Annotated in this window: 25 protein-coding genes and 2 tRNA genes; 17 read left to right on the forward strand and 10 right to left on the reverse strand. The window is 67.7% G+C overall.

Translation table 11 applies throughout. The annotated features are described in order from the left end of the window. The first annotated feature begins 11 nt into the window (after positions 1-11). Positions 12-89: transfer RNA gene (locus ACQY76_RS18145), tRNA-Pro, on the forward strand. Between the two features lie 94 nt (positions 90-183). After that, complete coding sequence (locus ACQY76_RS18150; RefSeq protein ID WP_428030097.1) at positions 184-1,662, forward strand: lipopolysaccharide biosynthesis protein; 1,479 nt, start codon at positions 184-186, stop codon at positions 1,660-1,662. 9 nt (positions 1,663-1,671) lie between these two features. Here the strand turns inward: ACQY76_RS18150 and ACQY76_RS18155 are convergent, their stop codons facing one another. Further along, positions 1,672-1,914, reverse strand: a complete 243-nt coding sequence (locus ACQY76_RS18155) for a DUF2842 domain-containing protein (RefSeq protein WP_428030098.1) — start codon at positions 1,912-1,914, stop codon at positions 1,672-1,674. A 200-nt stretch (positions 1,915-2,114) separates the two neighbouring features. Here ACQY76_RS18155 and ACQY76_RS18160 point away from each other — a divergent pair, with 200 nt between their 5' ends. Continuing rightward, positions 2,115-3,146 (forward strand): COX15/CtaA family protein, encoded by a 1,032-nt coding sequence (locus ACQY76_RS18160; RefSeq protein ID WP_428033049.1) that lies wholly within the window; start codon positions 2,115-2,117, stop codon positions 3,144-3,146. 166 nt (positions 3,147-3,312) lie between these two features. On the opposite strand, the gene uvrA is transcribed toward ACQY76_RS18160, so the two are convergent. Further along, positions 3,313-6,216, reverse strand: coding sequence for an excinuclease ABC subunit UvrA (uvrA, locus tag ACQY76_RS18165; protein ID WP_428030099.1), 2,904 nt, complete (start codon positions 6,214-6,216; stop codon positions 3,313-3,315). A 93-nt stretch (positions 6,217-6,309) separates the two neighbouring features. After that, positions 6,310-6,465 carry a hypothetical protein gene (locus ACQY76_RS18170; protein ID WP_428030100.1) on the reverse strand — a complete coding sequence of 52 codons (156 nt, stop codon included), beginning with the start codon at positions 6,463-6,465 and terminating at the stop codon, positions 6,310-6,312. Between the two features lie 281 nt (positions 6,466-6,746). Here ACQY76_RS18170 and ssb point away from each other — a divergent pair, with 281 nt between their 5' ends. After that, a complete protein-coding gene (gene ssb, locus ACQY76_RS18175; protein ID WP_428030101.1) occupies positions 6,747-7,307 on the forward strand; it encodes a single-stranded DNA-binding protein in 561 nt (186 codons plus the stop codon). A 23-nt stretch (positions 7,308-7,330) separates the two neighbouring features. Further along, a complete protein-coding gene (locus tag ACQY76_RS18180) occupies positions 7,331-7,729 on the forward strand; it encodes a DUF2306 domain-containing protein (protein ID WP_428030102.1) in 399 nt (132 codons plus the stop codon). A 73-nt stretch (positions 7,730-7,802) separates the two neighbouring features. Here the strand turns inward: ACQY76_RS18180 and ACQY76_RS18185 are convergent, their stop codons facing one another. Continuing rightward, positions 7,803-8,429, reverse strand: a complete 627-nt coding sequence (locus tag ACQY76_RS18185; RefSeq protein WP_428030103.1) for a MarC family protein — start codon at positions 8,427-8,429, stop codon at positions 7,803-7,805. 291 nt (positions 8,430-8,720) lie between these two features. Here ACQY76_RS18185 and gyrA point away from each other — a divergent pair, with 291 nt between their 5' ends. The 6 genes from gyrA to tgt all read left to right on the forward strand — a co-directional run bounded on the left by gyrA (position 8,721) and on the right by tgt (position 15,654). After that, positions 8,721-11,576 carry a DNA gyrase subunit A gene (gene gyrA / locus ACQY76_RS18190; RefSeq protein ID WP_428030104.1) on the forward strand — a complete coding sequence of 952 codons (2,856 nt, stop codon included), beginning with the start codon at positions 8,721-8,723 and terminating at the stop codon, positions 11,574-11,576. 153 nt (positions 11,577-11,729) lie between these two features. After that, on the forward strand, positions 11,730-12,239 hold the full coding sequence (coaD, locus tag ACQY76_RS18195) for a pantetheine-phosphate adenylyltransferase (protein WP_428030105.1): 510 nt from the start codon (positions 11,730-11,732) through the stop codon (positions 12,237-12,239). Between the two features lie 41 nt (positions 12,240-12,280). Beyond that, positions 12,281-12,847 carry a peptidylprolyl isomerase gene (locus ACQY76_RS18200; protein WP_428030106.1) on the forward strand — a complete coding sequence of 189 codons (567 nt, stop codon included), beginning with the start codon at positions 12,281-12,283 and terminating at the stop codon, positions 12,845-12,847. A 33-nt stretch (positions 12,848-12,880) separates the two neighbouring features. Further along, the gene (locus ACQY76_RS18205) at positions 12,881-13,339 is read left to right on the forward strand and encodes a peptidylprolyl isomerase (protein ID WP_428030107.1); all 459 of its coding nucleotides are present in this window, start codon (positions 12,881-12,883) and stop codon (positions 13,337-13,339) included. A gap of 78 nt (positions 13,340-13,417) precedes the next feature. Continuing rightward, a complete protein-coding gene (gene queA / locus ACQY76_RS18210) occupies positions 13,418-14,503 on the forward strand; it encodes a tRNA preQ1(34) S-adenosylmethionine ribosyltransferase-isomerase QueA (RefSeq protein WP_428030108.1) in 1,086 nt (361 codons plus the stop codon). After that, positions 14,500-15,654 (forward strand): tRNA guanosine(34) transglycosylase Tgt, encoded by a 1,155-nt coding sequence (gene tgt / locus ACQY76_RS18215; RefSeq protein ID WP_428030109.1) that lies wholly within the window; start codon positions 14,500-14,502, stop codon positions 15,652-15,654. Before queA ends, tgt begins: the two co-directional genes overlap by 4 nt. 142 nt (positions 15,655-15,796) lie before the next feature. Here the strand turns inward: tgt and wrbA are convergent, their stop codons facing one another. Continuing rightward, positions 15,797-16,396: an NAD(P)H:quinone oxidoreductase gene (gene wrbA / locus ACQY76_RS18220; protein WP_428030110.1), complete on the reverse strand. Its 600-nt coding sequence runs from the start codon at positions 16,394-16,396 to the stop codon at positions 15,797-15,799. A gap of 227 nt (positions 16,397-16,623) precedes the next feature. On the opposite strand from wrbA, the gene ACQY76_RS18225 reads away from it, so the two are divergent. Both ACQY76_RS18225 and ACQY76_RS18230 read left to right on the forward strand, forming a co-directional pair. Further along, positions 16,624-16,700: transfer RNA gene (locus ACQY76_RS18225), tRNA-Lys, on the forward strand. 48 nt (positions 16,701-16,748) lie between these two features. Then, positions 16,749-17,234 carry a hypothetical protein gene (locus ACQY76_RS18230; protein WP_428030111.1) on the forward strand — a complete coding sequence of 162 codons (486 nt, stop codon included), beginning with the start codon at positions 16,749-16,751 and terminating at the stop codon, positions 17,232-17,234. Between the two features lie 36 nt (positions 17,235-17,270). Here the strand turns inward: ACQY76_RS18230 and ACQY76_RS18235 are convergent, their stop codons facing one another. Next, positions 17,271-17,909, reverse strand: coding sequence for a thioesterase domain-containing protein (locus ACQY76_RS18235; protein WP_428030112.1), 639 nt, complete (start codon positions 17,907-17,909; stop codon positions 17,271-17,273). Between the two features lie 81 nt (positions 17,910-17,990). Here ACQY76_RS18235 and ACQY76_RS18240 point away from each other — a divergent pair, with 81 nt between their 5' ends. Continuing rightward, entirely contained in the window at positions 17,991-18,281 is a 291-nt protein-coding gene (locus tag ACQY76_RS18240) for a DUF2218 domain-containing protein (protein ID WP_428030113.1), read from the forward strand. A 2-nt stretch (positions 18,282-18,283) separates the two neighbouring features. Here ACQY76_RS18240 and ACQY76_RS18245 read toward each other — a convergent pair whose 3' ends face one another. Continuing rightward, positions 18,284-18,529 (reverse strand): sulfurtransferase TusA family protein, encoded by a 246-nt coding sequence (locus ACQY76_RS18245; protein ID WP_428030114.1) that lies wholly within the window; start codon positions 18,527-18,529, stop codon positions 18,284-18,286. Positions 18,530-18,665: 136 nt separating this feature from the next. Here ACQY76_RS18245 and mobB point away from each other — a divergent pair, with 136 nt between their 5' ends. Beyond that, complete coding sequence (mobB, locus tag ACQY76_RS18250) at positions 18,666-19,205, forward strand: molybdopterin-guanine dinucleotide biosynthesis protein B (RefSeq protein ID WP_428030115.1); 540 nt, start codon at positions 18,666-18,668, stop codon at positions 19,203-19,205. On the opposite strand, the gene mobA is transcribed toward mobB, so the two are convergent. From mobA to recG, 3 genes are read right to left on the reverse strand one after another with little or no spacing between them, the layout of a single operon-like run. Further along, positions 19,190-19,807, reverse strand: coding sequence for a molybdenum cofactor guanylyltransferase MobA (gene mobA / locus ACQY76_RS18255; protein ID WP_428030116.1), 618 nt, complete (start codon positions 19,805-19,807; stop codon positions 19,190-19,192). The two genes, mobB and mobA, sit on opposite strands and share 16 nt — an antisense overlap. Continuing rightward, positions 19,804-20,244 (reverse strand): YbaN family protein, encoded by a 441-nt coding sequence (locus ACQY76_RS18260; protein WP_428030117.1) that lies wholly within the window; start codon positions 20,242-20,244, stop codon positions 19,804-19,806. Before ACQY76_RS18260 ends, mobA begins: the two co-directional genes overlap by 4 nt. 7 nt (positions 20,245-20,251) lie before the next feature. Continuing rightward, complete coding sequence (gene recG, locus ACQY76_RS18265) at positions 20,252-22,333, reverse strand: ATP-dependent DNA helicase RecG (RefSeq protein WP_428030118.1); 2,082 nt, start codon at positions 22,331-22,333, stop codon at positions 20,252-20,254. A 150-nt stretch (positions 22,334-22,483) separates the two neighbouring features. On the opposite strand from recG, the gene ACQY76_RS18270 reads away from it, so the two are divergent. Beyond that, the gene (locus tag ACQY76_RS18270; RefSeq protein WP_428030119.1) at positions 22,484-22,780 is read left to right on the forward strand and encodes a succinate dehydrogenase assembly factor 2; all 297 of its coding nucleotides are present in this window, start codon (positions 22,484-22,486) and stop codon (positions 22,778-22,780) included. A gap of 13 nt (positions 22,781-22,793) precedes the next feature. Then, on the forward strand, positions 22,794-26,309 hold the full coding sequence (mfd, locus tag ACQY76_RS18275; RefSeq protein ID WP_428030120.1) for a transcription-repair coupling factor: 3,516 nt from the start codon (positions 22,794-22,796) through the stop codon (positions 26,307-26,309). The last annotated feature ends 105 nt before the right edge of the window (positions 26,310-26,414 follow it).

Genomic DNA, 26,414 nt, shown 5'->3' on the forward strand with positions numbered 1-26,414 from the left:
CCTCACGGCGTCGGAGCGTAGCGCAGCCCGGTTAGCGCACTAGTCTGGGGGACTAGGGGTCGGAGGTTCAAATCCTCTCGCTCCGACCATTTCACGGCTGCCCCCAATGCGGCCGGTGGATCACTCAACCAAGGCCTTCCTGCTTTAACACGGTGGAAACCATGCCGGTGCCTAATAGGCCGCATGATGGACCCGCGTGCATGCCCCCTGCAGACGGACGCCGCCGCTCACGAGGCTGCGTTGCGGGAAAGCCGGATTCTGCCTGCGCCAATCCGTCGCCGCTGGCGGAACCTGCTTGCGCCGGCGCTCATCGGTCTCGCTGTTGCCCTGGCGACCGCGGAAGTTGCCGCCCCGCGCTATGATTCTCACGCCCGGCTGTGGATCGATGGCCGCGACGCAACTGCCGGGCGGGACGCCGTCAAGGTGCTTTCCTCGCGCGATTTCGCCCGTCAGGTGATCGAGACCCACCGGCTCGGCGGGCGGCTCGCTTCACCTGACGGCGCCGCGAGCGGCGCGCTGGCCGGGGCGGCTCTGCACGTTGCGGGCTTTGCCCTGCCGCCGGATTCCGCGCCGGTGACGCGCGAGACCCTGGCGCTCCGCACGATCGAGCGGGGGTTGAGTGTGCGACAGCTGGGTGGTGGGCAGATTGCGGTGGATTTCGCCTCGTCCAACCCTCAGCTGTCGTCCGACGTCGCCAACGCCCTTGCCGCCGGCTATGTCGGACTGCGCCCCTCGCGTGCCGCGTTGGTGGGCGATGCGAAGGCTGGTTCCGCCGTGCCTGCGCGTATCATCGCTTCCGCCGTGCCAGCCGCCGCGCCGCGCTGGCCCACGCCGCTGATCTCCAGCCTCGTCGCCGGCATCGGCACCTTCGTTCTCGTCTTCGGTTTCCAGAGCTGGACGCGCCGCCGCCGGTCGAGCGTCGGGCACGAATTCGGCGCCGTGCCCATGCCAGAGACCACGCCGCAGCCGATGCAGCACCTGCCGTGGATCGGCGGTTCGTCCGCCGAACACACGGACGGTGCGGAGATGGCGAGTTCGCTGCGGCTGCTGTCGCGCGAGCGCGAGCAGGCCGACCTGTCGCGCCTTGTGGAACTGCGCGGCGAGGCGGCACGCCTTGTCACGGTAACGGGAAGTCGGCCTGACGAATCCATCGCCCGCTGCGCGCTGGCGCTGGGGAGGTCGCTTGCCGAGGCTGCCGAGCGGCGGGTCGTCGTGGTCTGCCTCGACGTCGCGTCGCAGACGCTCGAAGGGCTCACAGCCGATCCCCGTGCGCCGGGCCTGACCGATCTGCTGACGGGTGTGGCCGGCTTCTCTGACGCCATCCATCGCGAAAGCGCTTCGCGTTGCCACGTGATTCCGCCCGGACGAGGTGCGCGGGAGGCGGACGGGTTGGTGGCGGCCGATCGCCTGCCGCTGATCCTTACTGCCCTTAAGCAGACCTATGATCACGTGATTGTGGCTGCGCCGCCGCTGGGTGGAATGATCGGCGCCGAGCGTCTGGCCGGGTTGAGCCCGACGACCATCCTCGTTACCCAGCCGGGGGGCATGGCGACCGACGCGGTGCACGCGTTCGATGCGCTGGCGGGACTGGGATTCGCCGACATCGCCATGGTGACCTTCACGCGCGAAGGCACGGAGAAAGTTCTCGCCTGCGCCGCGTAGAACCGGCCGTCACAGCGTTTCGGGGCGTCGATCGTACTTCTGCATCCAGCGGATGAGGAATGCCGCCGGGAAAACCCAGCCGGCGCCGAGGATGACATAGGCGATGAATTGCCCGTAGGCGGGCAGGGTGGTGACGCGGCCCTGCGCCAGCGCCATCGCGCCAAGCGCCCAGCCCAGCACCAGAATCACCATCAGCACCGTGCCGACGAACTTGCGCGAGCGGGCGGACAGGCCGGATGGGGACGAGGACATGAGCGGCTCCGGCAGGGTAACGGAAAGCGCGAGACAATGAGTCCCGTTGCAAGCATGGGCCGCTCTCTATAACGCTCGCCGCGCCCGGGAGAAAGCCGCCCAGCGCGGGCGGCCGGGGGGCTGACCGCCGCCATTGCAGGGAGCGCACGCCTATGGCCCACTCTAACGTCGCCGCGCAGGGCGGCTTGTCGTCCGACTTTATGGCGGCGCGCGATGCCCATCGGATGCGCCCGGTACGCCTCTGGCTCTACGTCGTCGCTGCCCTCATCGTGCTGATGGTCGTCGTGGGCGGCGCCACCCGGCTGACGGAATCGGGACTGTCGATCACCGAATGGAAGCCGGTGACTGGCACCTTGCCGCCGTTGAGCGACACGGCCTGGCAGGCAGAGTTCGACAAATACAGGCAGATCCCGCAGTACCAGCAGGTCAACCGAGGCATGAGCCTTGCCGAGTTCAAGTACATCTTCTGGTGGGAGTGGGCGCACCGCCTGCTCGGTCGGCTCATCGGCTTTGTGTTTCTCGTGCCCTTCCTGTTTTTTCTTTGGCGCGGGTTGATCGACCGCAGGCTTGGCTGGAAACTCTCGGGCCTTTTCGTGCTCGGCGGCGTTCAGGGCGGGGTCGGCTGGTGGATGGTGGCGTCCGGGCTGGTGAACCGCGTCGATGTGAGCCAGTACCGGCTGGCCACCCATCTGACGCTCGCCTGTATCATCCTCGCCGCCACGGTGGCGGTCGCCGTGTCGCTGAAGCCGGCGAGGGAGTTGCGGGCCTCGCCCGACTGGCTGCGCGGCTATGCGCGGATCCTGCTTATCGCGGTCATCGTCCAGATTTTCCTCGGCGGCCTCGTCGCCGGGCTCGATGCCGGGCTCACCTACACGACCTGGCCGCTGATGGATGGGCACCTCGTGCCGCCAATGGAAAATCTGCTGATCCAGCAACCGGTTTGGCGGAATTTCTTCGAGAACGTTCTGACCGTTCAGTTCAACCATCGCCTCGTCGCCTATGTGCTGTTCGCGCTGGCGGTGGGACACTGGCTCAGCGCGCGGCGGGTTGGCGGGGCGGTTCGGAAGCGGGCGACGCTGATCCTCGCACTGGTGGTCGCGCAGGCGACGCTGGGAATCCTCACCTTGATCCATCAGGTGCCGATCGACATCGCGCTGGCGCACCAGTTCGGCGCGACCATCGTGCTCATCGCGGTGACGGTAAACGTCGTGCGCCTGAGGGAGGGCGCTTGACCTCGCACCGGCTGCAACCGCTGCTGCTTCGCCAAGCTGCAGAACGGCAGCCGTCCGGCTGCTCATGCCAGCTGCAAGCTGCATCGGCTGCGGAGTGCCGAAGCGATCCCGGATTGGTCCTGCGGACCGTCCTGGATCGCGCCGCGGGAGGTGATGTGCACCGATCCTATTCCGCCGCGCGGCGCGGCTTGAGCGGCCGGCGGGCCAGCACGTCGGCAAGGAACCGGCCGGTGTGGCTGCGCTCGCTCTTGGCTACCACTTCCGGCGGACCGGCCGCGACAACCTCGCCGCCGCCATCGCCGCCCTCCGGCCCGAGGTCGATGACCCAGTCGGCGGTCTTGATAACTTCGAGATTGTGCTCGATCACCACCACGGTGTTGCCCTGCTCGACCAGTTCGTGGAGAACTTCGAGCAGCTTCGCCACGTCGTGGAAATGCAGACCGGTCGTCGGCTCGTCGAGAATGTAGAGCGTGCGCCCGGTGGCGCGCTTGGACAGCTCCTTGGAGAGCTTGACGCGCTGCGCCTCGCCGCCCGACAGCGTGTTGGCCTGCTGGCCGACATGGATATAGCCGAGCCCGACCCGGGCCAGCGTCTCCAGCTTGTCGCGCACCGCCGGGACCGCCTTGAAGAACTCCGCGCCTTCGTCGACCGTCATGTCGAGCACATCGGCGATCGACTTGTTCTTGAAGGTGACCTCCAGCGTCTCTCGGTTGTAGCGCTTGCCCTTGCAGACGTCGCAGGTGACGTAGACGTCGGGCAGGAAGTGCATCTCGATCTTGATGACGCCGTCGCCCTGGCACGCCTCGCAGCGCCCGCCCTTCACGTTGAACGAGAAACGCCCCGGCCCATAGCCGCGCGCCTTCGCCTCCGGCAGGCCGGAGAACCATTCGCGGATCGGCGTGAAAGCGCCGGTATAGGTCGCGGGGTTCGAGCGCGGGGTGCGGCCGATAGGCGACTGGTCGATGTCGATGACCTTGTCGAGATGCTCCAGCCCCTCCAGCCCGTCATGCGCCAGCGGCGGCTCGGAGGCGCCGTTGAGCCGGCGGGCCACGGCGCGGTAGAGCGTATCGACCAGCAGCGTCGACTTGCCGCCGCCGGACACGCCGGTGACGGCGGTGAACAGGCCGAGCGGAATTTCCGCGGTGACGTTCTTGAGGTTGTTGGCGCGGGCATTGACCACGCGCAGCAGCCGCTTGCGGTCCGGCTTGCGGCGCCGGGGCACCGGCACATTCATCTCGCCGGTGAGGTATTTTCCGGTGAGAGAGTTCGGGTTGGCGAGGATTTCCTTCGGCGTGCCCTGGGCGACGATGCGCCCGCCATGCACGCCGGCGCCGGGGCCCACATCGACCACATAATCGGCGGCGAGAATGGCGTCCTCGTCATGCTCGACCACGATCACGGTGTTGCCGAGGTCGCGCAGGCGGCGCAGCGTGCCGAGCAGCCGTTCATTGTCGCGCTGGTGCAGGCCGATGGACGGCTCGTCCAGCACATAAAGCACGCCGGTCAGCCCCGAACCGATCTGCGAGGCGAGGCGGATGCGCTGGCTTTCGCCGCCGGACAGCGTGCCGGAGGCGCGCGCCAGCGTCAGATAGTCCAGCCCGACATCGAGCAGGAAGGCCAGCCGCTCGCGGATTTCCTTGAGGATGCGCGCGGCGATCTCGTTCTGCTTTTCGGTGAGTTGGTCGGGCAGGGTGCCGAACCAGTCCAGCGCGTGGCGCACGGAAAGCTCGGCCGCCTGCCCGATGTGCCGGCCGGCGATCTTCACCGCCAGCGCCTCGGGCTTCAGCCGGTAGCCATGGCAGGCGGCGCAGGGCACGGCGGAGAAATACTTGCCGATTTCCTCGCGCGCCCAGTCGCTCTCGGTCTCGCGCCAGCGGCGCTCCAGATTGGTGACGATGCCCTCGAAGGTCTTCACCGTCTCATAGGCGCGCATGCCGTCGTCGTAGACGAAGCGGATGGTGTCGGCCTTGGACCCGTGCAGGATGACGTTCTGCACCTTCTCCGGCAGGTTCGCCCACGGCACGGTGAGCTTGACGCCGTAATGGCGGGCGATGGCGTCCAGCGTCTGGCCATAATAGGGCGAGGTCGACTTCGCCCAGGGCGCGATGGCGCCCTGCTTCAGCGTGCGGGAGTGGTCCGGCACGATGAGGTTGGGGTCGATCTTGCTCTCATGCCCGAGCCCGTCGCAGGTGGGGCAGGCGCCGAACGGGTTGTTGAAGGAGAACAGGCGCGGCTCGATCTCGGCGATGGTGAAGCCGGAGACCGGGCAGGCGAATTTTTCCGAGAACACGATGCGGCGCGCCTCGCCGCTCTCTTCCTTCTCGTCGGCGAACTCGATCACCGCGATGCCGTCGGCGAGGCCCAGCGCGGTCTCGAACGAATCCGCCAGCCGGCTGGCAATGTCCGCCCGCACGACCAGCCGGTCCACCACCACGTCGATATCGTGCTTGAACTTCTTGTCCAGCGCCGGCGCGTCGGCGATCTCGTGGAATTCGCCGTCGACCTTGACCCGCTGAAAGCCCTTTTTCTGGAATTCCGCCAGTTCTTTGCGGTACTCTCCCTTGCGCCCGCGCACCACCGGGGCGAGCAGGAACAGCCGCGTCTTCTCCGGCAGGGCCAGCACGCGATCGACCATCTGGCTGATGGTCTGGCTCTCGATGGGCAGGCCGGTGGCGGGCGAATAGGGCACGCCGACCCGCGCCCAGAGCAGGCGCATATAGTCGTAGATCTCGGTGACGGTGCCGACCGTCGAGCGCGGGTTCTTCGAGGTGGTCTTCTGCTCGATGGAGATGGCCGGGGAGAGGCCGTCGATCTGGTCGACGTCCGGCTTCTGCATCATCTCCAGAAACTGGCGAGCATAGGCCGAGAGACTCTCGACATAGCGCCGCTGACCCTCGGCATAGATGGTATCGAAGGCGAGCGAGGATTTGCCCGAGCCCGACAGCCCGGTGAACACCACCAGGCTGTCGCGCGGGATTTCCAGATCGACATTCTTCAGATTGTGCTCGCGCGCCCCGCGGATCGCAATCGTACGGGCATCGCGGCGCGGAACATCCACGCGGTCCTTCATTCCAAACTCTTCTCGCCGGTTTCTCTACGGGCGGCTACGCCAGATTGTCATTTCCGGGGCGGCACACTCCCGCAGGGACCGCCCGGCGAGGGGTCAGCTCCCGACGCCGTGCAGTGCGGCGGCGAGACCGGCAGCCACGACAAGCCCACCGGCTACGGCGAGAAAGGCGCGGCGGATCAGCGCCTGACGCGCCTCATCGGCACGGAGGGCGATGGCGCGAGCGCGCGGGCGATGGCGCAAATGGGTCATGATGGGACAGGCTCCCTTTAAGAACACAGGGTAAACATAGTCCGGCTCCGGCACTTCGCAATGCACGACTCACAGGCTCTTGCGACAGACGTCGCACAATGTTAGGAACATAACAAGAACAACGTCGCTTTATCGGGTGCCGGCAGTGCGGCGCCGCAAAATCGTGGACAAGGGCCGGCCGGCGCGCGATGCGGGGCGCGGCCGGGTGTCGACTGGTCTAGTATGCGTTCCCTTTCATAAGCGCGCGCCAAGGCGGGCGTCCGGTAATTTCGGAGGACAAGATGGCGGGCAGCGTCAACAAGGTGATCCTGATCGGCAATCTCGGCCGCGATCCGGAAGTGCGCACGTTCCAGAATGGCGGGCGTGTGTGCAATCTGCGCATTGCCACCTCGGAAACCTGGCGCGACAAGGCCACCGGCGAGCGCAAGGAGCGCACCGAGTGGCATAGTGTGGTGATCTTCAACGAGAACCTGCTGCGTGTGGCCGAGCAATATCTGCGCAAGGGCACCAAGGTCTATATCGAAGGCCAACTGGAAACCCGCAAGGCCAGCGACCAGTCCGGCGGGCCGGAGCGCTATTTCACCGAGGTGGTGCTGCGCCAGTTCCGCGGCGAACTCACCATTCTCGACAGCCGCGGCGGCGGTTCCGAGGGCGGCGGCGGCGACGACTACAGCGCCGGCGGCGGCAGCGATTTCGGCTCCGGCGGCGGATATGGCGGCGGCGCGGGCGGCGGCTCCGGGGGCGGGCGCTCCTTCGGCGGCGAGCGCAAGCCGGCTCCCGTCAGCGGCGGCGGTGGCGGCAAGTTCGGCGGCGGCGACCTCGACGACGAAATCCCGTTCTGACCGGTCGCGGGGCAGGGACTGAGATGGACCTTGCCCCGCTGCTCGACGCCTCGCCCGCCATCCGTTTGCACGCCTTCAGCGCCCTCGCGGCGCTGGCCCTCGGCACGGTGCAACTCGTTGCACCGAAGGGAACCCTGCCGCACCGCACCTTCGGCTGGCTCTGGTCCGGGTTGATGGCGACGGTGGCGATCTCCTCGTTCTGGATCAACCAGATGCGCTGGATCGGCCCCTTCGGCCCCATCCATCTGCTCTCGCTCTATGTCCTATGGGCGCTGCCGCTGGCGCTCCACCGCGCCCGCCGGGGCGACATCCCCCGCCACGCAGCCGGAATGACCGGCCTGTTCTATGGCGGGCTGGTGCTGGCCGGGCTCTTCACCTTCTGGCCCGGCCGCATCATGCATCAGGTGCTGTTCGGCGGGTGATCGGCGGCTGAGGCGCAACTGTCTTCGCCGCGCGCGCCGTTGAGCCGCCCGGTTCTCGCAGTGAGGTATGGGCTCAACTCAGGAACGACGCCCGGATCCCGTCGATCACGAATTGCACCGCCAGCGCCGTCAGCACGATGCCGAGCAGGCGCGAGAGGATGACGTTGCCGGTGACGCCGAGCACCTTGTCCATCCGCTCTGCGGCGAGGAAGACGGCGAGGCAACTGCCGATCACCAGCGCGGTGATGGCAAAGAGCAGGGCAAGACGGGACGGGTCACCATGCGCCTCGCCGGCCAGCAGCAGCATGGCGGTGATCGCACCCGGCCCCGCCATTAGCGGGATGGCGAGCGGAAACACCGCCAGCGTGCGCAAGAGCTTGTCGCGCTGCGCCACTTCCGAGGCGTCGAACTTCCGCTCGGTGCGCCGGCCGAACACCATCTCGAACGAGATGGCGAAGAGCAGCAGGCCGCCGGCGATGCGGAAGGCGGGCAGGGTGATGCCCAGCGCGGCCAGCAGCGGCGCGCCGACCAGGCCGAAGGCGACCATTATGGCGAGCGCGATGGCGGCGGAGCGCAGCGCCACCAGCCGCCGCTCGGCGCTCGTCAGGTCCGATGTCACCGCCAGGAACAGCGGCGCCAGGCCAATGGGGTCGATCACCACCACCATGGTGACGATCGCCGAGAAGACGTAATCCAGCACGCTGTGTGCCTCGCTGCGGTCAATTGGCCTGTCCCGGACCGGCCGATCGGTGCCGGCGGTAACGCGCTATAAGATCGCGCGCCGCCGGGCGTGCCAAGGGCCTTTGCGGCCCGGTTCTCCGGCGCTTTCCGCCATGCTTCCGCCGCGATCCGGCGACGCTGTGGAAATGCGACTGTAAGCGTCTGACAATGCTGGAGTTTTGACGCCGTCGAAAAAGCCGCCTTGCTGGCGCTCGGGGGTGGAATCGGCTAAACAGAGAAACATGTTCCGCAACCACGGAAAGACGATTCCTTGTCCGATTCCGACAGTTTAAATCCGGAGGGCGGCGGCTCTTCGGATATCCGGCCCGTCTCGATCACCGAAGAGCTCTCGCGCAGCTACCTCGATTACGCGATGAGCGTGATCGTTTCGCGCGCCCTTCCGGATGTCCGCGACGGTCTCAAGCCGGTGCATCGCCGCATCCTGTTCTCGATGCGCGAGAACAATTACACGCCTGAGCGGCCCTACAATAAATCTGCCCGCGTCACCGGCGACACGATGGGTAAATACCATCCGCACGGCAACCAGGCGATCTATGACGCGCTGGTGCGGCTGGCGCAGGAATTCTCCATGCGCCTGCCGTTGATCGACGGCCAGGGCAATTTCGGCTCCGTCGACGGTGATCCGCCGGCGGCCGAACGCTATACCGAGGTTCGTCTCGCCAAGCCGGCGATGAACCTGCTGGACGATCTCGACAAGGACACGGTCGACTTCCAGGCCAATTATGACGGCCGCGAGCAGGAGCCGACGGTTCTCCCGGCCCGCTTCCCCAATCTGCTGGTCAACGGCGCCGGCGGCATCGCCGTCGGCATGGCGACCAACATCCCGCCGCACAATCTGGGCGAGGTGGTGGACGCCTGCATCGCGCTGATCGACGACCCGGCGCTCGATGTGGAAAAGCTGCTCGACTATATTCACGGGCCGGACTTCCCCACCGGCGCGCTCATTCTCGGGCGCAGCGGCATCCGCCAGGCGTATCTCACCGGCCGCGGCTCCATCGTCATGCGCTCGCGCGCCACGATCGAGGAAATCCGCAAGGACCGCGACGCCATCATCGTCACCGAGATTCCCTATCAGGTGAATAAGGCGACGATGATCGAGCGCATCGCCGAGCTGGTGCGCGAGAAGCGGCTGGAGGGCATCGCCGAGATCCGCGACGAATCCTCGCGCGAGGGCATGCGCGTGGTGTTCGAGATCAAGCGCGACGCCCAGGCCGATGTCGTGCTCAACAATCTCTACCGCATGACCTCGCTGCAGACCTCGTTCGGCGCCAATATGGTGGCGCTGAACGGCGGCAAGCCGGCGTTGATGAACCTTCTCGACCTGCTGACGGCCTTCGTCGCCTTCCGCGAAGATGTCGTTAGCCGGCGCACGAAATTCCTGCTGCGCAAGGCGCGCGACCGCGCCCATGTGCTGGTCGGCCTCGCCATCGCCGTCGCCAATATTGACGAGATCATCCACACCATCCGCACCTCGCCCGACCCGGCGACGGCGCGCGAGGCGCTGATGACCCGGCACTGGCCGGCTATGGATGTGGCGCCGCTGATCGCGCTGATCGACGACCCGCGCCATCGCCTCGCGGAAGACGGCACCTACCGCCTGTCCGCCGAGCAGGCGCGCGCCATTCTCGACCTGCGCCTGCAACGCCTCACGGCGCTGGGCCGCGACGAGGTGGCGGATGAGCTCGACAAGATCGCCGTCGAGATCCGCGAATATCTCGACATTCTCTCCAGCCGCGAGCGCATCCGCACCATCGTCAAGGACGAGCTACTGGCGGTGAAGTCCGAGTTCGGCACCCCGCGCAAGACCGAGATAGCCGAGGCGGAAGGCGACTTCGAGGACGAAGACCTGATCGCCCGCGAGGACATGGTCGTCACGGTCTCCCACGCCGGCTATGTAAAGCGCGTGCCCTTGTCGACCTACCGGGCGCAGCGGCGCGGCGGCAAGGGTCGCTCGGCGATGCAGACCAAGGACGAGGACTTCGTCACCCGCATCTTCGTGGCTTCCACGCATGCGCCGGTGCTGTTCTTCTCGTCCAAGGGCCAGGTCTACAAGCTGAAGGTCTGGCGCCTGCCCATGTCGGCGCCGCAGTCGCGCGGCAAGGCGCTGGTGAACATCCTGCCGCTGACCGAAGGCGAGCGGATCACCTCGATCATGGCGCTTCCGGACGAGGATGTCTGGAGCCGGCTACAGATCATGTTCGCCACCAATTCCGGCACGGTGCGGCGCAACGAGCTCTCTGACTTCACCAATGTGAACCGCAACGGCAAGATCGCGATGAAGCTGGAGGTCGGCGAGTCGATCGCCGGCGTGCAGCTCTGCACCGAGGCCGACGACGTGCTGCTGACCAGCGCCAAGGGCCAGTGCATCCGCTTTCCCACCACCGAGGTGCGCGTCTTCAAGGGCCGCGATTCCATGGGCGTACGGGGCATCCAGCTGGAGGAAGGCGATCGCCTTATCTCCATGGCGATCATCCGCCATGTGGACGCGACCGCCGAGGAGCGGGCTGCCTATATCAAGCTGGCCAATGCGATCCGCCGGAGCCAGAACGGCACGGAGGGCAATGGCGAGGAAGGCGAGATCGTCGAGGCTGAGATCGTCGACGGCGAGGCCGAGGAAGTGGCCGCCGTGCCGGGCGATATCGACCAGGCGCGCTACGTCACCATGGGCGCGGCGGAGCAGTTCATCCTCACCCTGTCGGAGAATGGCTACGGCAAGCGCACCTCGTCCTACGAGTACCGGACCACGCGGCGCGGCGGCAAAGGCATCGTCGCCATGGCGGTCAATCATCGCAACGGGCCGCTGGTCGCCTCCTTCCCTGTCGAGGAAGCCGACCAGATCATGCTTGTCACCGATGGCGGCCAGCTCATCCGCTGTCCGGTCAAGGGCATCCGCACCGTCGGGCGCGGCAGCCAGGGCGTGATCGTGTTCGACACCGCCGAGGATGAGAAGGTGGTGTCCGTCGAGCGCGTGACCGAGGAAGAGGGCGAGGAGGCGCTGGGCGGCGAGGGCAGTGTCGCCGAGGTGCCCGCCGGCGAAGGCCCGAACAACGTCAACCCTGATGAGCAGGGCCCGGCTGAGGGGAACCCGGACGAGGCGGCCGACTGATCGGTTCGTGATCATTGGTCGGTCGCTTGCCGGTCGCTTCACTTTCAACGGAACGGCGCCGGCAGCGGCGCCGTTGTCATGTCGAAGCGCGTTGGAGCGCTTGCGTCCGTGGCGGGACGCCGCTAACCCTTGCCGCGCATCGAGAGGCCCCAGATGAGCGCCACGCGCACCGCCTTCTATCCCGGCTCGTTCGACCCGCCGACCAACGGCCATGTCGAGGTCGCGCGGGCGGCTGCGCGTCTGGCGGACCGGCTGGTGGTCGGCGTCGGCATCCATCCCGGCAAGACGCCGCTCTTCGCCCCAGCCGAGCGGCTGGAGATGCTGCGCGAGGTGTTCGAGCCGATTGCACGGGACGAGGGTGCGCATCTCGACTGCGTCACCTTCGACAATCTGGTGGTCGATGCGGCGCAGGCCCATGGCGCCACGCTGCTGATCCGCGGCCTGCGCGACGGCACCGATCTCGACTATGAAATGCAGATGGCGGGGATGAACGCCACGCTGAAGCCCGGCGTGCAGACGGTTTTTCTGCCCGCATCGCCCATTGCCCGCCCCATCACCGCCACTCTGGTCCGGCAGATCGCTGCCATGGGCGGCGATGTGTCCGCCTTTGTGCCAAGCGCCGTTCTGGCCCGCCTCAGCGGCCGGTTCGGGCGCAAGGCCTAGCGGCGGGCAGCGCCCGCCATCGCTCAACGGAGTTCGTGCCCATGATCCGACGCCTTCTCGCTGCCTTCTCCGCTGCCTGCGTGCTGGCCGTCATGGCCGTTGCGCCGGCCTCGGCGCAGGCACCCAAGCTGCCGCCGAATGTCGATCCGCAGAACGCCATCATCATGCAGACCACCAAGGGTCCGGTGGTTTTCGTGCTGAGCGCCGATATCGCCCCCAAGCACGCCGAGCGCATCAAGACGCTGGCGCGCGAAGGTTATTACGACAACGTGCCGTTCCACCGCGTCATCGAGGGCTTCATGGCCCAGACCGGAGACGGCCAGTACGGCAACGGCACCGGTGGCTCGCGCTACCCCAACGTGCCGGCGGAGTTCTCCAGCGTGCCGTTCAAGCGCGGCACGGTCGGCATGGCCCGCTCGTCGGCGCCGAACAGCGCCAATTCGCAGTTCTTCATCACCTTCGGTGACGCCTCGTTCCTCAACGGCCAGTACACCGTCGTCGGCCAGGTCGTGTCCGGCATGGAGAATGTCGACAAGATCAAGCGCGGCGAGCCGGTGCAGAACCCCGACAAGATCATTTCGATGAAGGTCGCCTCGGACGTCAAGTGACGCCGGACGCCAAGTCTTTGCAAGGAGAGTAACATGACCGACACCGCCGAAACCACGCTGCTGCTCGAAACGACGCAGGGGCCGGTCACCATCCGCTTCCGCCCCGATCTGGCTCCCGGCCATGTCGCGCGCATCACCGAGCTGGCCAAGCAGGGCTTCTATGACGGCGTGGTCTTCCACCGCGTCATCGACGGCTTCATGGCGCAGACCGGCGATCCCACCGGCACCGGCCGCGGCGGCTCGGGCAAGAACCTGAAGGCCGAGTTCAACAAGGGCCGCCATGTGCGCGGCACGGTCTCGATGGCCCGCGCCCAGAGCCCGGATTCGGGCGACAGCCAGTTCTTCATCTGCTTCGGCGACGCCGGCTTCCTCGACGGGCAGTACACCGTCTGGGGTGAGGTGACCGAGGGCATGGAGAACGTCGACAAGATCAAGCGCGGCGAGCCGGTGCAGAACCCGGACAAGATCGTCAAGGCGACCGTCTCCGCCTGATCGCCGTCACGCGAGAACTCCGCGTCATCCCGGCCGCGCATAAGCGCGCGCCGGGATCGCTTTTTCAGGCTTAGCCGCATGCGCGTCGACCTGTTCGATTTCGATCTGCCGCCCGAGCGCATCGCGCTGCGGCCCGTCTCCCCACGCGATGCCGCACGGATGCTGGTGGTGCGCCCCGGGGCCACGCCCGAACTCGCCGACGCGCAGGTGCGCGACCTGCCCGACCTGCTGTCGCCGGGCGATGCGCTTGTTGTCAACGACACCAGCGTCTTCCCCGCCCGGCTGGACGGCCTGCGCCGGCGTGCCTCCTCGCAGGGCGAGGGCGTGCGGGTCGAGGCGATGCTGCACAAGCGGCTCGCCCCCGACATCTGGCTGGCGCTGGCGCGGCCGGGCAAGCGGCTGGCGGTTGGCGACACGGTGGAATTCACCGCCGCCGACGGCGCGCAGAGCCTTTCCGCCCGCATCGAGGCCAAGGGGGAGGGCGGCGAGGTCACGCTGCGCTTCGCGGCGTCCGGCCCGGCGCTCGACGCCGCCGTCGCCGCCATCGGCCACATTCCGCTGCCGCCCTATATCGCCGCCAAGCGCCCGGACGACGCGCAGGACCGCGCCGACTACCAGACCATGTTCGCCGCGCATGAAGGCTCGGTCGCCGCGCCGACGGCCGGCCTGCATTTCACGCCGGAACTCGTCGCGAGGCTAGCGGCGCGCGGCGTCGAGACCCATCGCGTCACCTTGCATGTGGGGGCCGGCACATTCCTGCCCGTCAAGGCGGACGACACCAGCGATCACCGCATGCACTCCGAATGGGGCGAGGTTTCCACTGAGACCGCCGCGGCGCTCAACGCGGTTAAGGCGCGGGGCGGCCGGGTGGTCACCGTCGGCACCACGGCGACGCGGCTGATCGAGAGCGCAGCGTCGGAGCAGGGGCGGCTCGATGCGTGGCGCGGCGAGACCGACATCTTCATCACGCCGGGCAGCCGCTTCCGCTTCATCGACGGCATGCTGACCAATTTCCACCTGCCGCGCTCGACGCTGGTGATGCTGGTGGCGGCGTTTGTCGGCCACGACACGCAGAAGCGCGCCTATGCCCACGCGATCGCCACCGGCTATCGCTTCTATTCCTATGGCGATGCCTGCCTTTTGCTGCCACAAGCCCGCCCATGAACAATCCCGACACGCGCCAACAGACCGATTTTCATTACCGCCTGCACGCCACCGATGGCGCTGCCCGCCAGGGCGAGGTCGTCACCCCGCGCGGCGTGGTGCGCACGCCGGCCTTCATGCCGGTCGGCACCGCCGGCACGGTGAAGGGGATGTACCCCGAGCAGGTGCGCGATCTCGGCGCCGATATCCTGCTGGGCAACACCTATCATCTGATGCTGCGCCCCGGCGCCGAGCGCGTGGCGCGGCTCGGCGGGCTGCATGAGCTGATGCGCTGGCCGCACCCCATCCTCACCGATTCCGGCGGCTTTCAGGTCATGTCGCTCGCCGGGCTGCGCAAGATGAGCGAGAAGGGCGTCACCTTTCGCTCGCATATCGACGGCGCTTATCACGAACTGACGCCGGAGCGCTCCATCGAGATCCAAGGCCTGCTGGGCGCCGATATCCAGATGCAGCTCGACGAGTGCGTCCGCCTGCCGGCCAGCCGCGACGAGATAGACCGCGCGCTGCGACTTTCGCTGCGCTGGGCCGAGCGCTCAAAGAAGGCGTTCGAGGCACAGCCGAAGGGCAGGGCGCTGTTCGGCATCGTGCAGGGCGGCGACGATGCGGAACTGCGCATCGTCTCCGCACGCGGGCTCATCGATATCGGCTTCCCCGGCTATTCCATCGGCGGTCTCGCGGTCGGCGAGCCGCAGGCGGTGATGCTGGCGATGCTGGAGGTGGTGACGCCGATCCTTCCCGTGGAGAAGCCGCGCTACCTCATGGGTGTCGGCACGCCGGACGATCTGATCGAGAGCGTGGCGCGCGGCGTCGACATGTTCGATTGCGTGATGCCGACCCGTGCCGGCCGCCACGCGCAAGCCTTCACCCGCTTCGGCAAGATCAACCTGAAGAACGCCCGCCACGCGGAGGATGCGCGCCCGCTGGACGAGGCGAGCGACTGCCCGGCGGCGCGCGACTATTCCCGCGCCTATCTCCACCACCTCGTGCGCTGCGACGAGATGCTGGGCTCGATGCTGCTGACGTGGGTGAACCTCGCCTATTACCAGAGCCTGATGGCCGGCATCCGCGCCGCCATCGCCGAAGGGCGGTTCGAGGCGTTCAGGGCCGAGGTCAAGGAAGGCTGGGCGCGCGGGGATATTCCGGCGCGGTGACGGCCCTGGACGTCGCCCGATAATACGGGAATATCGAGACGTCATCCCCGGGCCTGGCCCGGGGAACCATGTCTTCTTCATTGGTGGGGACGAAAGGCGCGGATGCCCGGGACACGCCCGGGCATGACGGTCTTTCGGCCGATCAAGCCGTGAGCTTGCCGGCGATGGTCGCGACATGCTTGCCCTGGAAGCGGGCGCCGGCGAGTTCGACCTCGGAAGGCTGGCGCGAGCCGTCGCCGTTGGCAATGGTCGAGGCGCCATAGGGCGAACCGCCCTTGATCTCGTCCACGCCCATCTGGCCCTGGAAGGCGTAGGGCAGGCCGACCACCACCATACCGTGATGCAACAGGGTCGGGATGAAGCCGAGGATGGTGGATTCCTGGCCGCCATGCTGGGTCGCGGAAGAGGTGAAGACCGAGCCCACCTTGCCCACGAGCGCGCCGGAGAACCACAGGCCGCCGGTCTGGTCGATGAAGCTGCGCATCTGCGAGGCCACCGTACCGAAGCGGGTGGGCGCGCCGAAGATGATCGCGTCATAATCCTTCAGCTCGTCAACGGTCGCGATCGGCGCCTTCTGGTCGAGCTTGAAATAGCCCGCCTTCGCCACCTCTTCCGGCACCGTCTCGGGAACCCGCTTCACCGAGACCTCGGCACCCGCCTCGCGCGCGCCTTCGGCAACGGCTTCCGCCATTGTCTCGATGTGGCCATAGGTCGAATAATACAGCACCAGGACTTTCGCCATGTTCGTCGCTCCTTCAGTGCGGAACGCGCGGTCCCGCTGGAAATCATGGCGCGAAGCTAGTGCGACCGGCGGCTTTGCGGAAGCGGCATGATAGACGGAGCGGTCTTGCATTCGTGCAATCAGGCAAGCGGCCATCTGGCACGGAGCGGCGTTCGGGAAACCATGCAGATGAATGGGCGCTGCGGCTTGCCTTCGCGGAGCGAAACCCTTAAGCCCCATTTCCGTGGGGGCCCGTAGCTCAGCTGGTTAGAGCGCGTGACTTTTAATCATGAGGTCCTGGGTTCGAGTCCCAGCGGGCTCACCACGTGCAAAAACGTTGTTCCTTAAGCGGTTTTCAGCAGCAGGTGGTGATATGTCCTACGCTCAGTTTCTGCCGGCCACGGCCATTGCCCTCGTGCTCGCCGCTGCCCAGCCGGCGCTGGCGGCCGGCGGTTTCGAATGCCCCAAGAGCACGCTCGAAGCCTCCCAGGCGGCCACCATCAGGGCGGCCCTGCCCACGGGTGACGGCCTCGACGCGCCGGATGCGCTGGATGCGGCGGTCGATTCGCTGCGCGCCAAGGGCATCGGCTCCGGGCTCATCATCGACGGCGTGATCACCGCCTATTGCCCGTCCGTCGCGGCGCAGGCCGGCCTGACCGACGCGCAGAAGACCGAGCAGCTCGCCGGCTTCGCCTCGCGCGTCACCCGCACGGTCTATTCGCTCGACAGCGAGGATGCCGTGATCCTCGACGTCGCCTTTCCGCCCGCCATTCTCAATGTCATCAACGACAGGGCGGATGCCGCCAAGGTGACGCCGGAGGCGTGGGTGCGCGGTGCCGTCGACGCCGCCCTCAAGTGAGTGAACCGCGCCGGCGCCGCCCCGGCGGCCGGCGCGTTATTTTCCGGTGAGGCTTTCCAGCCGGACCAGCACGGCCTGGTGAAACTGGTCGAGCGTGTCGATGCTGGTATGGTCGATGCCGGGCTGGCCGGAAAGGTCGATATTCTCAAGGTCGCCAGTGTAACCGGGTGAGGCGAGCACCGGTACGCCGAAGCCGTCCTCCGCCCAGAAATTGATGAGCACCGCGACGTTCTGCGGTACGGTGTCAGGATCGGTGGCGTCGAAGGTGACGGCGAGATCGACCGGAATTCCCTGCAATTGCAGGCTGTTAGCGACCGAGATGACGGCGTTGGCGCCGAGCGAATGGCCGATCAGGATCACCGGTCCCTGGTGGCCCTGCTGGTTGCGCTGCTCGATCAGCGCGGTGACCTGCTGCGCCTGGTCCCACGCGTAAAGCTCCGAGTGGTAGCCCCGCGCCACAAGCTGCGCCGCCAGCGCATCAAGGCCTTGCGAGAACACGCCGAACAGACCGCGCAGCAAATAGACATGGGTTTCGCCCCGCGTCGGCAAAGGCGCGGCGGCGCTCTGCCCGTGGTGCGGCACATGCGCCGGATTGGCATGGACGATGAGGCCGGTGAGGAGGACGATGGGGCCGATCAGGGCGGCGAGAGCGAACAGGCGACGCGGCAGTTTCATTCTCGAACCCCTGAGCGTAGGAAAGCGGAGATAGATAGAACGGTTTTCCCGTCCTTTGCCATCCCCTTAAGGCAGCTTGCCATGCCCATCACCGCCGCCACCGTACCGACCACCCATGCCAGCCGCTATCTGCAGCAGCTCTGCAAGCACTGGGCGCACAAGCTGGAGGTGAGCTTCACCGCCGAGCACGGCGTCGTCACCTTCCCGGGCGGCGCGGTCGCCACCATGGATGCCGGCGTCGACAGCCTCGCGGTGCAGGTTGAGGCGCCGGACGCCGAGACGCTGCAGCAGATGAAGGGCGTCGTCTCCCGCCATCTCGACCGCTTTGCCTTTCGCGAGGCGCCGCTGCCCTTCGACTGGCGCGACGCCTAAACCTATTCGCCGGCGCGCACGCGGATGCGGAAGGACAGCACCCCGTCTTCACGCGCCTGCGCCTCCAGCGAGTGGCCGTCCTGGCGCACGAGGTGGGGAATGTCGATCGCCGCCATCGGGTCGGTGCAGTCGACCAGGATCACATCGCCCGGCCGGGCGCGTTGCAGCGCGCGCCGCGTGTGCAGCGCCGGCAGCGGGCATTTCAGCCCCTTGAGATCCAGCCTGTGCGGTGTGTCGTCGTCAGCCATGGCACCCTTCCCGCGCCCGAGTAGGACGGGCGCCGGCGCCGGGCAAGCGCAAAGCGTGATCGGGCGATGCGATCCCCGTGCTTGACGCCGGCGTCGCCAGCCCCGAAGTGCTGCGGGGATCCAAGGGGAGGCGGGCATGCGGCTGATCGGTTTCGCGGGATGGAGCGGCGCGGGCAAGACGACGCTGCTGGCGCGGCTCATTCCCGTGCTGGTGCAGCGCGGGCACCGCGTCTCCACGGTGAAGCACGCCCACCATAATTTCGACGTCGACAAGCCGGGCAAGGATTCGCACACCCACCGCACCGTGGGGGCGAGCGAGGTTCTGATCTCCTCCGCCAATCGCTGGGCGCTGATGCACGAGCTGCGCGGCACGCCGGAACCGGACCTGCCCGAACTGCTGGCGCATCTCTCGCCGGTCGATCTCGTGCTGGTGGAAGGCTTCAAGCGCGACCACCACCCCAAGATCGAGATCTATCGGGCGGAGGTGGGCAAGACTTTGCTCTATACCGAGGACCCGTACATCGTCGGCGTCGCCTCGGATGGCCCGGTGCCGGACTGCCCGCTGCCGGTGATCGATCTCGACAACGTCGCGGCGCTGGCCGATTTCGTCGACCAGCACGCCGCGCCCATCGATAGCATCGTGTGGCGAGGGCCCCTCGATCAGAGCGAGGGATAGGCCGCGAGCAGGCGCGCGGCTTCCTTCAGGTCGTCCGGCGTGTTGAGGTTGGCGAAGGGGTCGAGCGGCTCGGTCGGCCACTCCACCGGCACCGCACCGACATGGAGCGCCCAGCGCATCATGCGGCGCTCATCCTCATCCACGAGCAGGCGGCGCAGCTCGCCGCGCAGGGCGACCTCCCACACCCCGACCACCGGATGTTCCCGCCCCCCGGAGGCGGCATAGGCGGCGCCGGACGCCTGCGCGGCGGTCATCAGTCGCGCCGCGAGGTCTCGCGGCAGGAACGGGCAATCGCTCGGCACGGTGAGCAGGAAGCGCGCGGCCGGCGCCTCGCGCGCCAGATAGTCCAGCCCGGCGAGAATGCCGGCAAGCGGACCGGGATGGCCGGCGAGCGTATCTGGCACCACCGGCAGGTCGAGGCCGAACCGGTCCGCCGGACCATTGGCGTTGAGAAGCAGCGCCGACACCTGCGGGGCGAGCCTTCGGGCGATGCGCGCGAGGATGGTCTCTCCACCGAGGCTTTGCAGCCCCTTGTCGCCCCCGCCCATGCGCCGCGACAGGCCGCCGGCGAGGATGAGACCCGCGGGGCCGGCGGGATTCACGCGGTCGGCCGTGTCAGCAGATAGGCGGAAATGCCGACAAACATCGTCCCGATGATGCCGAGAACCGGCACCGACAGGCCGATGAACACCAGCAGCGCGAAGCTGCCAGCCATGCTGCCGGCGGCCGTCAGCTGCGCCCAGCGCGGCACGGCGCCGCTGGCGCGCCACGCCACTACCGAGGGGCCGAGCCGGGGATGGGTGAGCAGCCAGCGCTCGAAGCGCGGCGAGGAGCGGGTGAACAGCCAGGCGGCAAGGATGAGGAACACGGTGCCCGGCATGACCGGCGTGACGAGGCCGACGATACCCAGCCCGACGCACATCCAGGCGAGCGCAAACAGCGCCCAGCGCAGAGGTGCCGCAAGGGAAGATGAGGGGGGCTCCCGTTCCGTCATCGAGCTGTGCATCACCGCATCGCCAAGTCGTCCGACCCTCTTCATATAGTCATCAACCCGCACTCAACAGCTTCACCGCGACGTCGCGCTCGAAAACATGTAGCAACACCCGCAGCGCCGCGCCACGCGGTGTCACAAGATCGGAATCGTTCTTGACTGTTTCAAGCGCTTCGGTCCGCGCCTGCACCAGCAAGTCCCCATGCACGTCCAGCCGCGCCAGCTTGAAGCCGGGAAAGCCGCTCTGGCGGGTGCCGAGCACATCGCCTTCGCCGCGCAGCTTCAAATCCTGCTCCGCGAGGAAGAACCCGTCCTCGGAAGAGCGCAGCGCTTCCAGACGCTGGCGGGCAATCTCGCCGAGCGGCCGGCGATAGAGCAGCAGGCAGGTCGAGGCGGCGTCACCGCGCCCGACGCGGCCACGCAGCTGATGAAGCTGCGCGAGACCGAAACGTTCCGCGTGCTCGATCACGATGATGCTGGCTTCCGGCACGTCGACGCCGACCTCGACCACCGTGGTGGCGACGAGAAGCCGGGTCTCGCCCGCCGCGAAAGCGGCCATGGCGGCGTCCTTTTCCGCCCCCTTCATCTTGCCGTGGACGAGGCCGACGAGCGGACCGAAATGCGCCCTCAGTTCGCCGAAGCGGGCCTCGGCGGCGGCGAGGTCGGAATTCTCCGATTCCTCCACCAGCGGGCAGATCCAGTAGGCGCGCCTTCCTTCTTCCAGCGCGCTCCCGAGGCGGGCGACGACCTCGTCGATGCGGTCGGAGGGGACGGCGCGGGTGTCGATGGGCTTGCGGCCGGCCGGCTTCTCGCGCAACTCGCTGGAATCCATGTCGCCGAAATAGGTCAGCACCAGCGTGCGCGGAATGGGCGTGGCGGTCATGACCAGCACGTCCACCGCCTCGCCCTTGGCGGCGAGGGCCAGCCGCTGGTGGACGCCGAAGCGGTGCTGCTCGTCGACGATGGCCAGCGCCAGATCGTGGAATTCGACGCCCTCCTGGAACAGCGCATGGGTGCCGATAACGAGGTCGATCTCGCCCGCCGCCAGCCAGGCCAGAAGTTCGGCCCGCCCGCGCCCCTTTTCGCGGGCGGTGAGCAGTGCGACGCGCAGCCCTGCCGCCTCCGCCAGCGGCGCGATGGTCTTCATGTGCTGGCGGGCGAGAATTTCGGTCGGCGCCATCAGCGCCGCCTGCCGGCCGGCCTCGATGACGGTGGCCGCCGCCAGCAGCGCCACCACGGTCTTGCCCGAGCCGACATCGCCCTGCAGCAGCCGCAGCATGCGGTCCTGCGAGCCGAGATCGGCGCGGATCGCCTTCAGCGCCTCGACCTGCGAACCGGTGAGAGAGAAGGGCAGGGAGGCGACGATGCGCGCCGCCACCGACCCGTCGCCCAGGCTCGGCCGTCCGGCCTGTTTCACGGTGCTGGCGCGCAGCAGCGCAAGGGCGAGCTGGCCGGCCAGCAACTCGTCATAGGCGAGGCGCTGCCAGGCCGGGCCGAGCGGGCTGCAATCCAGCGCGTCGTGCGGCTGGTGCACCTTGCGCAGCGCCTCATGGAAACCAATATCGGGCGGGCTGGCGTGCCATTCCGGCAGCTCGGCGGTCTGCGCCAGCGCGGCCTCGACGGCGCGCCGGACATGGCCGTGCGCCAGCCCCTCGACCAGCGGATAAAGCGGCTCGATCGGCGGCAGCTTGGCGAGGCCGGCGGCGTCGACCACCCGGTCGGGGTGAACCATCTGCGCCATGCCGTCGTAGAGCGACACGGTGCCGGACACCCAGCGCGTCTCGCCGATGGGAAGCAGCCGCTCCATCCAGCTGCGCTCGGCCTTGAAGAAGGCCAGCGTCAGGTCGCCGGTCGCGTCATGGCCGTAGACGCGATAGGGCGCACGGGAACCGTGCGGCGGCGCGACATGGCGGTCGACATGGATTTCCACCGTCACCACCGTGTCGGGCACGATCTCGGCAAGTGTCGGGCGCGCCCTCCGGTCGATGGTGGAGGAGGGCAGGTGCAGCAGCAGGTCGAGCACCCGCGCGCCCTCATCGCGCCCAAGCAGCCGGTTGAACGGCTTGGCGAGCTTGGGGCCGATGCCGGGCAGGCCGGTGATCGAGGCGAAATAGGGATTGAGAATGTCGGGCCGCATGGCGTGGGGAATGTGGACGAAGGCGGGCCGCGGCGCAACGCGGGCAGCGCCATCATCCAATGCCTACCTGACAGCGCGCGCGCGGCGCGCTAAACACGGCGCCTCTTGCGCGCCGTCGCCCGCGCGGCGCCGCGAAACCGAGGCCTAGACATGACCGGAACCACGCGTTCGAGCGCGGGTCTCGACGCCCGCCGCCGGCGTATCCTCTACCGCTCCTGGCATCGCGGCACGCGCGAGATGGACCTGCTCATGGGCCGGTTCGCCGACGCCTGCATCGGCGAGCTGAGCGAGGACGACGTCGCCGCCTTCGAGCTGCTGATCGAGGTGGAGGACCCGGACCTGTATGGCTGGCTCGGCAGCGGCGTGCCGGCATCGGAATTCGATACTCCCCTGTTCCACCGCTTCCGGCAGTTCCACCTGTCGGGCGAGGGCGTCCCCGAAATATGAAGACCGCGACCACATGAAGACGCCCCTTTCCACGCTCACCGCGCGGCTTTCCCCCGGCCGGACGTTCACGCTCGCCAATGTGCCGTCCGGCATGGAGGGGCTGGTGGTCGCCGACCTCGCCCGCGCGCTGGCGGCGCAGAACGATGCGCCGTGGCCCACCCTGATGGTGATCTGCCGCGACACCGAGCGCATGGGCGAGCTGGAGCGGGCGCTCGGCTTCTTCGCCCCCGGCGTCGAGGTGCTGGCGTTCCCGGCCTGGGACTGCCTGCCCTATGACCGCGCCTCTCCCAACAACGCGATCATCGCCCGCCGCATGACGACGCTGGCGCGGCTGGCGCGGGTGAAGGGGCGCGAAGCCGGCACCATCGTGCTCACCACGGTGAATGCCGTGCTGCAGCGCGTGCCGAAACGCGCGCTCATTGCGACACAGTCCTTCTCGGCGGCGCCCGGCAACGCGCTGTCGCTCGACGAGGTGGTCGGCTGGGCGGAGATCAACGGCTTCCAGCGCACCTCCACCGTGCGCGACACCGGCGAATATGCCGTGCGCGGCGGCATCGTCGACCTGTACCCGCCCGGCATGCCGACGCCGGTGCGGCTCGATTTCTTCGGCGACACGCTGGAATCGATCCGTTCCTTCGATCCCGAGACCCAGCGCACGGCCATGCAGATGCGCTCGCTCGACCTCGTGCCGATGAGCGAATTGCAGCTCACCAGCGAGACGATGAAGCGCTTCCGCATGGCCTATGTCGCCGCCTTCGGCGCGGCGCCGCGCGGCGACCTGCTCTATGAAGCGGTGAGCGAGGGCCGGCGCTATCCCGGCATGGAGCACTGGCTGCCACTGTTCCATGAAGGGCTCGACACGCTGTTCGACTACGCGCCCGATGCGCCCGTGGTGATGGAGGCGCAGGGCGACGAGGCCGCCGCCTCGCGGCTCGACCAGATCGCCGACTATTACGACGCCCGCCGGCACGGGCTGGAGCACGCCGGCAGTTCCGCGCCCTACAAGCCGCTGCCGCCGGATGCGCTCTACCTCACGGCGGAGGAGTGGAAGGCCCAACGGGGCGAGGCGCGCAACATCGCGCTTTCCGCCTACGCGCTGCCGGAATCGAAGGATGTGATCGACCTCGACGGCCGTCCCGCGCGCTCCTTCGCGCCGGAGCGGGCGGACCCCGAGGCGTCGCTGTTCGATGTCGCCGCCGCCTATCTGCGCGACCTCGCCAAGACCAAGCGCACCATTCTCGCCGCCTGGTCGGACGGGTCGCGCGACCGGCTCGCCACCGTGCTGGCCGATCACGGCCTCAAGGGCACGCAGACCGTAGGCTCGCGCGATGCCGCCGAGGCGCTGCCGAAGGGCACCCTTGCGCTGGCGGTGCTGGGCATCGAGAACGGCTTCGAGACCGACACGCTCGCCATCATCGGCGAGCAGGACATTCTGGGCGACCGCCTCGTGCGGCCCAAGCGCAAGGCGCGCCGCCCGCAGGACGTGATCGCCGAGCTCGGCGCGCTCACCGCCGGCGACCTTGTCGTGCATGTCGACCACGGCATCGGCCGCTTCATCGGGCTGAAGACCATCGAGGCGATGGGCGCGCCGCACGACTGCCTCGAAATCCACTATGCGGAAGGCTCCAAGCTGTTCCTGCCGGTGGAGAATCTCGAACTGCTGTCGCGCTACGGCTCGGAAGATACCGAGGCGCAGCTCGACCGGCTGGGCGGCGGCGGCTGGCAGGCGCGCAAGGCGCGGATGAAGAGCCGCATCCGCGAGATGGCGGCCGAACTCATCAAGGTGGCGGCGCAGCGCCAGATGCAGGAGGCGCCGCGCCTTGTGCCGGCCCCGGGCATCTATGACGAGTTCCGCGCCCGCTTCCCCTATGAGGAAACGGAAGACCAGGAAGCGGCCATCGAGGCAGTGTTCGACGATCTCGGCTCGGGCCACCCGATGGACCGGCTGGTGTGCGGCGATGTCGGCTTCGGCAAGACCGAGGTAGCGCTGCGTGCCGCCTTCGCTGTGGCGCTGAACGGCAAGCAGGTGGCGGTGGTCGTGCCGACCACCCTGCTGGCCCGCCAGCACTTCAAGACATTCTCCGAGCGCTTCAAGGGGCTGCCGGTCGTGGTGCGGCAATTGTCGCGACTGGTGACCGGCAAGGAAATGTCCGAGACCAAGAAGGGCCTCACCGAGGGCACGGTCGACATTGTGGTGGGCACCCACGCGCTGCTCGGAAAGGCCATCTCGTTCAGGGATCTCGGCCTTGTCATCGTCGACGAGGAGCAGCATTTCGGTGTCGGCCACAAGGAGCGGCTGAAGCAGATGCGCGCCGAGGTGCATGTGCTGACCCTCACCGCGACGCCGATCCCGCGCACGCTGCAGCTGGCCATGACCGGGGTGCGCGAGCTTTCCATCATCGCCTCGCCGCCGGTGGACCGCCTCGTGGTGCGCAGCTTCGTGACCCCGTTCGATGCGCTGATCGTGCGCGAGGCGCTGCTGCGCGAGCGCTATCGCGGCGGGCAGAGCTTCTATGTCTGCCCGCGCATCGAGGACCTCGCCGAGGTGAAGGACTTCCTCGACAAGAGCGTGCCGGAAGTGAAGGTTGCCGTCGCGCATGGCCAGATGGCGGCGACGCAGCTCGAAGAGATCATGTCCGCCTTTTATGACGGGCAGTTCGACGTGCTGCTTTCCACCACCATCGTCGAATCCGGCCTCGATATTCCCACGGCCAACACGCTGATCATCCACCGCGCCGACATGTTCGGCCTCGCCCAGCTCTACCAGCTGCGCGGGCGCGTCGGCCGCTCCAAGACGCGCGCCTATGCCATCTTCACCCTGCCGGTGCAGAAGCAGGTGACGGCGCAGGCGGATCGGCGGCTTAAGGTGCTGCAGTCGCTGGACACGCTGGGGGCGGGCTTCCAGCTCGCCAGCCACGATCTCGACATTCGCGGCGCCGGCAATCTGCTCGGCGACGAGCAGTCCGGCCACATCAAGGAGGTCGGCTACGAGCTCTATCAGGAGATGCTGGAGGAGGCGATCGCCAACCTCAAGGCCGGCATCACCGCGCCGGTGGCCGACAAATGGTCGCCCACCATCTCCATCGGCACGCCGGTGCTGATCCCGGAAGATTATGTGACGGACCTGCATGTCCGCCTCAGCCTCTACCGCCGTCTCGCCGATCTGGAAACCGACGCCGAGATCGAATCGATGGGCGCGGAAATGGTGGACCGCTTCGGCACCCTGCCGGAAGAGGTCGACCAGTTGCTCAAGCTGGTGTCGATCAAGGCGCTGTGCCGCCGCGCCAATGTCGAGAAGGTGGATGCCGGCCCGCGCGGCATGGTGCTGACCTTCCGCGACGGGCGCTTCCCCAACCCGGCCGGCTTCATCACCTATGTGGGCAAGCCCCATGTGGTGGCCAAGATGCGGCCCGACGGCAAGGTGGTGTTCTCGGAGGATTGGCCGAGCGCCAATGCGCGGCTCAAGGGCAGCGCCGCCATTCTGAAGGAACTGGCGAAGATCGCCGAGCAGGGGGCGAAGGCGGCGTAAGGCGGCCTCGCGGCCAGGATGGCGGCGACCGCCTCGCGGCGAAGGCGGCGTAAGCGGGCCACCTCGACTTCCCCGGGAACGTCATCCCGAAAGGACCACAGGTCC

It is taken from the genome of Ancylobacter sp. (genome assembly GCF_965279025.1).
Classification (GTDB): Bacteria; Pseudomonadota; Alphaproteobacteria; order Rhizobiales; family Xanthobacteraceae; genus Ancylobacter.

Coding starts and splice junctions, on each gene's coding strand:
- wrbA (WP_428030110.1), bottom strand. CDS start 16,396: ATGGCGAAAGTCCTGGTGCTGTATTATTCGACCTATGGCCACATCGAG.
- ACQY76_RS18180 (WP_428030102.1), top strand. CDS start 7,331: ATGGACCTTGCCCCGCTGCTCGACGCCTCGCCCGCCATCCGTTTGCAC.
- coaD (WP_428030105.1), top strand. CDS start 11,730: ATGAGCGCCACGCGCACCGCCTTCTATCCCGGCTCGTTCGACCCGCCG.
- ACQY76_RS18150 (WP_428030097.1), top strand. CDS start 184: ATGATGGACCCGCGTGCATGCCCCCTGCAGACGGACGCCGCCGCTCAC.
- uvrA (WP_428030099.1), bottom strand. CDS start 6,216: ATGAAGGACCGCGTGGATGTTCCGCGCCGCGATGCCCGTACGATTGCG.
- ACQY76_RS18155 (WP_428030098.1), bottom strand. CDS start 1,914: ATGTCCTCGTCCCCATCCGGCCTGTCCGCCCGCTCGCGCAAGTTCGTC.
- ACQY76_RS18270 (WP_428030119.1), top strand. CDS start 22,484: ATGACCGGAACCACGCGTTCGAGCGCGGGTCTCGACGCCCGCCGCCGG.
- ACQY76_RS18245 (WP_428030114.1), bottom strand. CDS start 18,529: ATGGCTGACGACGACACACCGCACAGGCTGGATCTCAAGGGGCTGAAA.
- ACQY76_RS18160 (WP_428033049.1), top strand. CDS start 2,115: ATGGCGGCGCGCGATGCCCATCGGATGCGCCCGGTACGCCTCTGGCTC.
- queA (WP_428030108.1), top strand. CDS start 13,418: ATGCGCGTCGACCTGTTCGATTTCGATCTGCCGCCCGAGCGCATCGCG.
- ACQY76_RS18240 (WP_428030113.1), top strand. CDS start 17,991: ATGCCCATCACCGCCGCCACCGTACCGACCACCCATGCCAGCCGCTAT.
- mfd (WP_428030120.1), top strand. CDS start 22,794: ATGAAGACGCCCCTTTCCACGCTCACCGCGCGGCTTTCCCCCGGCCGG.
- ACQY76_RS18170 (WP_428030100.1), bottom strand. CDS start 6,465: ATGACCCATTTGCGCCATCGCCCGCGCGCTCGCGCCATCGCCCTCCGT.
- ACQY76_RS18205 (WP_428030107.1), top strand. CDS start 12,881: ATGACCGACACCGCCGAAACCACGCTGCTGCTCGAAACGACGCAGGGG.
- ACQY76_RS18230 (WP_428030111.1), top strand. CDS start 16,749: ATGTCCTACGCTCAGTTTCTGCCGGCCACGGCCATTGCCCTCGTGCTC.
- ACQY76_RS18235 (WP_428030112.1), bottom strand. CDS start 17,909: ATGAAACTGCCGCGTCGCCTGTTCGCTCTCGCCGCCCTGATCGGCCCC.
- ACQY76_RS18260 (WP_428030117.1), bottom strand. CDS start 20,244: ATGAAGAGGGTCGGACGACTTGGCGATGCGGTGATGCACAGCTCGATG.
- mobB (WP_428030115.1), top strand. CDS start 18,666: ATGCGGCTGATCGGTTTCGCGGGATGGAGCGGCGCGGGCAAGACGACG.
- recG (WP_428030118.1), bottom strand. CDS start 22,333: ATGCGGCCCGACATTCTCAATCCCTATTTCGCCTCGATCACCGGCCTG.
- tgt (WP_428030109.1), top strand. CDS start 14,500: ATGAACAATCCCGACACGCGCCAACAGACCGATTTTCATTACCGCCTG.
- ssb (WP_428030101.1), top strand. CDS start 6,747: ATGGCGGGCAGCGTCAACAAGGTGATCCTGATCGGCAATCTCGGCCGC.
- ACQY76_RS18200 (WP_428030106.1), top strand. CDS start 12,281: ATGATCCGACGCCTTCTCGCTGCCTTCTCCGCTGCCTGCGTGCTGGCC.